The sequence below is a fragment of the Microvirga sp. P4_G7 genome (genome assembly GCF_056401005.1).
Window position 1 is genome coordinate 1 of sequence record NZ_JBFUKD010000897.1, and the last position, 1,234, is coordinate 1,234.

1 protein-coding gene is annotated in these 1,234 nt (G+C 62.8%); it reads left to right on the top strand.

The window, feature by feature from the left end:
• The first annotated feature begins 117 nt into the window (after positions 1 to 117).
• Positions 118 to 1,233: an NADH:flavin oxidoreductase/NADH oxidase gene (locus tag AC1DT3_RS21725; RefSeq protein ID WP_477467256.1), complete on the top strand. Its 1,116-nt coding sequence runs from the start codon at positions 118 to 120 to the stop codon at positions 1,231 to 1,233.
• Position 1,234: the final 1 nt, after the last annotated feature.

Sequence of the window (1,234 nt, forward strand, 5' to 3'; positions counted from 1 at the left end):
TGCTAAATGGGTCGGGGCGGAGCCATATCTGCTAAAAGAACCGTTCCGTCGGTGCCACATTTCCCAACAATGCGGCCTGCGTAGACCGTTGCTCAACCGCTACACGAGATCCATTCGATGACCCGCGCAAAACTCTTCACGCCCTTTCAGGTCGGAGCTCTCTCACTGGACAATCGAATTGTCATCGCGCCGATGTGCCAATATTCGGCCGAGAACGGTTGCATGACCGACTGGCACCTGATCCACCTCGGCCAGCTTGCTCTTTCGGGCGCAGGCCTCCTGACCATCGAGGCGACGGCGGTCCTGCCAGAAGGTCGGATCACCTATGCCGATGTCGGCCTCTATTCCGACGAATGTGAAGTGGCGATGCAGCATGTCGTGAATAGCGTTCGCCGATGGTCGGACATGCCGATCGCCATTCAGCTGGGCCACGCCGGCCGAAAAGCGTCCACCGAAGTACCTTGGAAAAAGGGTGGGCAGATTCCACCCGATCACGCGAATGGCTGGCAGACAGTGGCTCCTTCGCCAATTCCGTTCCAAGTGGGCCAGGTCGCGCCAACGGCTTTGGACCGAGACGGGATGGCACGATTGCGGGGCGCTTTCGCCGATGCAGCGCGCCGCGCCGCCCGGCTCGACCTCGATGCGGTCCAGATCCATGCCGCGCACGGCTATCTGCTCCACCAATTTCTCTCGCCGTTGTCGAACCGCCGTGACGACGATTACGGCGGTTCGCTCGAAAATCGCATGCGCCTCACGATCGAGGTATTTGATGCCGTACGCGAGGCCTTTCCCGCAGATCGGCCAGTGACGGTGCGCGTCTCCGGCACCGACTGGTGCGAGGGCGGATGGACCATCGAAGAGACCGTTATCTTCGCCAAGGCGCTCGAGGCGCGCGGATGCGGCGCCATCCATGTCTCGAGCGGCGGCCTCAGCGCTGCGCAGCAGATCCCTGTGGGTCCCAGCTACCAGGTTCCGCTCGCCCGCGCCGTCAAGGCGGCCACAGCCATGCCCGTCGTCGCTGTGGGCCTCATCACCGACTACGTGCAGGCGGAAGCCATCCTCGCCACGGGTGACGCCGATCTCATCGCGCTCGCCCGTGCGATCCTCTACAATCCCCATTGGCCCTGGCACGCCGCCGCGCATTTCGGCGCTGCCGTCAAGGCGCCAGATCAGTACCTCCGCTCGCAGCCCCGGGAATATCCCAATCTCTTCGATGTTCGCGCGGATGATTGAT